We start from the raw sequence: 4886 nt of genomic DNA, 5'->3' as shown, positions 1-4886 counted from the left end.
GTCACGTTGTTGCTGGTCATCGATGCATCTTCCATGATCGGGAGTTACACCGAACCTTTTACAGTCCCGCACCGGACTCACCCTGACGACACCACGACTACAAGGTGAGTAACGTCCCGGCCACCGGCCAGGGCATTGATCCGGGCAAGAGGATCGCAGGACGCAAGTGCCACATGGGAGTCGACACCCTTGACCCCCCTTACCGTCTGGGTCGCCGCCGCCAACGTTTCCGACAACGCCGGCGGATCGTGCTGTCCTGAGCGGTATCCACGCGCTGGCGGAAGTGCACAGCATGGACTTGTGGAGCGGCGCGGACCGCTGCAGCCGAGATTCTGATCCGCCTCGCTTCGCGGGGTCCATGGCAGTATCCGCCGCGACGAGGCATACTGGATCCACGCAAACGCGTACAGGTGCAGAGGCCCCAGTGATCCCGCTGGGGCCTAACTGCGTTTTCCTGGTCTATGCAACGGCGTGGAGGTTGCGCCCGCTTCCAGGCCTTGGTGGCCTGCGCGTGTAATCGGGTACGTTGATGGGCGGCAACGTGCCCGCTGCCTGGAGTTCCGCGAGTTCCCGCTTCATCTCGCCCTCCCCTGAATAGCCAGCCACAGCGGGATGCAGGGCGTAGCGATGCCCGCGGCCCCCATTGGATCGCAGCACCAGACCCCGCTCTACCAGAAGTGCCATGGCGCGACTCATCGACGCTTGCCCTACACCGAGGACCTCGTCAATCTCAGCCTGCTTCATGTGAACCACCCCCCCTGACTCGGAGTGGCGGAACATCACTGAGAGCACTTTGATCGCGGTGGGTGTGAGTTCGAGCTGGTGCAGCATGCCCAGCAGACCGGTTGTCGTGATCAGCACTGTCGAAACCTCTTCATCGGGCGGCGTCGGTCCTGTCGAACAGCGTCAGCGCTTCCCCCAACTCGTCGGGAAATCCCGACTCCAGGCTGGCGGCACGCAGGCCAGCGAGGAACTCGGCCTGCTCGTTCCCGTTGCCGTTGAAGGCAACGCGGGGATTGAGCTCGTAGACCCCGCGTTTGACCTTCCTCAACAAGTTCATCCTGCACAGCCTCTCCAACGGCGCACCGATGCTGGTGCGCTGCACGTTGAGCTCCTCGGCGATCTCGGCGTGGGTCGTCGAAATCATCCCGCACTTCTGCCGTCCAATGAGGTTGGACAGAATCGCTCCCTGCAACAGAGTAATGATGTGGTGGGTCAGGCAGTAAGGGAGTACGCGCCTCAGGAAGTAGTTGCTAACGAGTGAGTACCCCTCCTGGCCGAGGAAGTCGTGCGGTGTCCTACGTATGACCGTGGTGTGCACCTCGTGCACGGGGCCGATGCCCAACTGGTCGGCGATCATAACCGCCAGGTCCGCCGTCCCGCCCTCACCGGCAGGTATGAGGGCCGGACGTTGCATCCGTGACGGGCGCGCTTTGTGGCGTCGCGGGGATGGTGCGGCTGTTGTCATGCTCGGTCCCTTCGCGTACAGGTGCCAGGCACTGTACGGCAATGGTTGCGTCCCGTCGCATGCAATGAGCCCATTTATTGAGTCAGTTCGCAAGTTTGGGTCGGCGGCGGCCGACATGGCATGGCACTCGCGTGGCGTTCCGCGGGTGCCTGCGTCGCTACTGCCAACCGGTTGGGCGGAAGGATGCCGTTTGCGAGGGCAGGCGTGCCGGCCGGGGACAGCCGGGCCCAGGGTAAGCCCTGTGGAGCTCGCGTGGAACCCAAGGAGCCAAGACCCGCCCGACGCATCCCGCGTCAATGAAACACGTAGGTCGACGCAACTGCTCGAGCATGCACGACGCGTTACATGCGATGAAGCGCAAGAATCCCGGGCTCATGTGGGCAGTGACCGACACTCGAGGCGTGCGAATGTCGATCGCCGCCGACACTCCCAAAACGAAAACTGCAGGTCAGAGGCCATTCTAGACGCGGTTCCTCTTACTCGTAGAGGCACGGGCAACGGCCGCGTGTGAGTTCTTACGCCCTTACTGTCCCGCGTGTGACTCGTGTCATTCGCCCTATACTCGCCCGTTCCGACCTCAGACACAGAACGGTCACCCAAGGCATCCGCAAGGAGCGCCACGAGGCGGGGGAGGCTCGGTTAACCCCCACTCTGACCAGCCCATCTGGCAATCCCAACAACAGTGTTCCCCGACTACGGATCGTTGCACGTCGGTGGAGGGCCCACACCCGCGGGCACCGCAGGGCCGCCAGCGGCCCGAGGAGCGGCAGCGGGCCGCCGGTCCAGCGCGGCGTAGGCGCTGGCCGGCTGCCGGGCCGGGACCCGGCGGACCTGTACCCGGTCGTGCATCCAGTCGCCCGGCTGTCCCAGCCGACTGAGAGGCTTTTCCTTTTGATGACCGATGGACAAGACCTCCTTGACCAGAGGTAGCTGCTTCAAAATGAGCAACGATTACTCAGGGACGGTGGGAAGGACAGGCAAGAATCGTCACGACGGCTTCACCAACGCTGCGGTGAAAACTGCCCGACGCGCGCGTCCAGCCCGAACAGTGATCTCGGCCTACAAGAACTGGCTGCGCGACACCCTCGCAGGGCTTGCCGCCGACGCTGGACTGACTGATCCGGAAGGGCTGGGCTTCGACTTGCTACTGCTGATCGATGGCACCAGCGCCCATGTCGCGACGACCGCTCCGCGATCCGCCGTGCACGTGGCGCCGCTGCACGGCTCGTCTCCTGCGCGCAAATGCGCGGCCGCGAAGCGCAGATCACCGGTACGCCCACACCATCGGACGACTGATGGAGGAGCCGATGGAAGTGTCTCTCAAACCCGGCCTGAGCGCCGTTCTAAAGTACCAGGTCCCGGAAAACCGCACGGTGCCGCACCTGCTGCCGGAATCGGACCAGTTCGCCGCCATGCCGTCCGTCCTCGCAACCGGATACCTAGTCGGGCTTGTCGAATGGACCTGCATGGACGCGCTCGCCCCTCACCTCCGCCCAGGTTGGCGCACCCTTGGGGTACACGTGAACCTCAGTCACGAGGCACCCACACCACCGGGATGCACGGTGAACATCGAGGTCGTCTTGACTGCCGTCGAGGGCCGAAGCCTGATTTTCGACGTCACGGCCCGCGACGAAGCCGCCGTCGTATGCCGCGGCACCCACCATCGTTCTCTTGTCGACCTGGACCGCTTCGAGTCCATGCTCGCCGCCCGCACGGCTCACGCCACGGTCGGAGCTGGCGCCGTAGCACCAGCGGCGTCGCCCGACGGCGTAGCGACAGCGCGGTGCCCCAGCACATCTTGACCAGCGAGCTCCGCCCCAATGCCTCGGACATCGCCCGCCTCTGTCAATCCTCTTCCCCGTCGTCCTCGGGGGTTATGGAGGGGTGTGGTCCCTAACGAGGACCGCAGGTAGTGCCTCGAACCATAGTGCCCGGGTGCTTGAGAGGGGAGAGATGGTGCGACGTCAACATCTCCCGGGCCTGTCGTAACGCAGGTCAGACCACCGCGCGAAGCGGCACCTGAACATTTTCACAGTCGTACTCGGTTGCGACGGCCCGGTGCTGTTTGAGCTTTCCGATGCAGCGTTCGACGACGTTGCGCCGGCGGTACTGCTTGCAGTCAATGCTGGCGGGCGGCGGCCGACCCGGCCACGCCGTCGGCATTTGGCGCGCTGGTCGTCCGGCTCGGCAATGGTTGCTTTGACTTCGCGTTTGCGCAGGTGCACGCGGTTGGCGCGACTGGAGTACGCTTTGTCGCCGCGGGCCCCGTCCGGCCGGATGCGGGGGCGCCCGGTCCCGGTGCGAGCTACGTTCAGGGCCTGCATGAGCGGGATGAACATCAGGTCGTCCCGCGCTGGCCGGGCGAGGTCAGCCAGACCAGGGGACGGCAGCGGTCATCCGCCAAGAGGTGGACCTTGATGGTCCGCCCGCCCCGGGAGCATCCCAGGGCCTCGCGGCCCTCTGCGTCCACACGCATGCCTCGCCTTTTTCGGGGTGGTCGACCGGCGGACGCTTTCGGGCCCCGGCCGCGTGCTGGTGGCCCCGGCAGCTGGTGGAATCGGCGTTGACCAGCGACAAATGCACCCTGCCCCGCGCGGCCGCTTCGACCCTCACCCCCCTTCAGCAGCGCCTCGAGACCCCGACGTCGTGCCGCTGCCTGAACCGGTTGTGCACGGCGGACCAGGCACCGAACCGCTCCGGCGTCTCCCGCCCCTGGGTTCCCGAGCGGAACTTCCAGATCACACCCTCGAACTGCTGCCGCAGCCGCTCTGGATACGGGCCGTACTCACCGACCGGCAGAAAGGACTCGACGAACCTCCCTCATCGGCAGTCAGTTGCGCACGCGTCATGTGCATCTGCGACATCCCGTGAGTTCCCCTGAGCCCCGCTGAGTCCCTGGGCCCGTGGCGAGGGGGTTCTTCCTCCTTCGTATGCCCTGTCGGCTGTCGAAGGTGAGGAGGCTCGAGTTGGCGGTGCTGGCCGTCGTACGGGACCTGCGCTCGTACTGGGCGCCTGCGCCGGCTGAGGAGTTGGAGCAATCGAGACCGATGTGCTGTCCGGGTTCGTCCTCGCACGGGCCTCAGCAGGGTTGGCGGACGGCACCATCCATAGGGACGTGGGTCACCTGGGTCAGATCAACCTGGTTCGGTCGACCCAGTTAGGACATGGAGCCCGATGGTGCGGACGTGCCAAGGATGCCCAGTTGCGGATCCCGCCAAGTGAGCCGTAGATCGGAACCCCGTTCACGGGTTGAGGCGGCGAGCTGGCGACCTGCCGGAAATTCGCGACCACTGCCCCGAATTACACCGCCTCGAAGCTGATGTCCCAGGTCGGCCTGCGGGTGAGCGAGGCTTTTGAGGCGCACCTGTGGTGTGGACACTCTGACAATGGATCTTGGTGGTCCGAGGAAGGGTGTCCT

5 protein-coding genes and 1 pseudogene are annotated in these 4886 nt (G+C 65.1%); 2 read left to right on the top strand and 4 right to left on the bottom strand.

Annotated features, from left to right (window positions below; translation table 11 throughout):
- Positions 1-107: 107 nt before the first annotated feature.
- Positions 108-246: pseudogene (locus tag ACFWW8_RS38110) on the top strand (transposase); the annotation flags it as partial.
- A 213-nt stretch (positions 247-459) separates the two neighbouring features.
- On the opposite strand, the gene ACFWW8_RS38105 reads toward ACFWW8_RS38110, so the two are convergent.
- Both ACFWW8_RS38105 and ACFWW8_RS38100 read right to left on the bottom strand, forming a co-directional pair.
- Positions 460-861: a helix-turn-helix domain-containing protein gene (locus ACFWW8_RS38105; protein ID WP_386537415.1), complete on the bottom strand. Its 402-nt coding sequence runs from the start codon at positions 859-861 to the stop codon at positions 460-462.
- 13 nt (positions 862-874) lie between these two features.
- Positions 875-1360 carry a replication/maintenance protein RepL gene (locus ACFWW8_RS38100; protein WP_386537412.1) on the bottom strand — a complete coding sequence of 162 codons (486 nt, stop codon included), beginning with the start codon at positions 1358-1360 and terminating at the stop codon, positions 875-877.
- A gap of 1403 nt (positions 1361-2763) precedes the next feature.
- Between ACFWW8_RS38100 and ACFWW8_RS38095 the strand changes: the two genes are divergently transcribed.
- Positions 2764-3270: a thioesterase family protein gene (locus ACFWW8_RS38095; protein WP_386537409.1), complete on the top strand. Its 507-nt coding sequence runs from the start codon at positions 2764-2766 to the stop codon at positions 3268-3270.
- A gap of 536 nt (positions 3271-3806) precedes the next feature.
- On the opposite strand, the gene ACFWW8_RS38090 is transcribed toward ACFWW8_RS38095, so the two are convergent.
- Together ACFWW8_RS38090 and ACFWW8_RS38085 are read right to left on the bottom strand one after the other, a co-directional pair.
- Complete coding sequence (locus ACFWW8_RS38090; protein ID WP_386537407.1) at positions 3807-3944, bottom strand: hypothetical protein; 138 nt, start codon at positions 3942-3944, stop codon at positions 3807-3809.
- A gap of 143 nt (positions 3945-4087) precedes the next feature.
- Entirely contained in the window at positions 4088-4267 is a 180-nt protein-coding gene (locus ACFWW8_RS38085) for a transposase (protein WP_386537418.1), read from the bottom strand.
- Between the last annotated feature and the right edge of the window lie 619 nt (positions 4268-4886).

It is taken from the genome of Streptomyces sp. NPDC058701 (assembly GCF_042715295.1).
Classification (GTDB): Bacteria; Actinomycetota; Actinomycetes; order Streptomycetales; family Streptomycetaceae; genus Streptomyces.
Note: the sequence above shows the minus strand (reverse complement) of the source record. Positions and strands in the feature narration are given on the sequence as shown.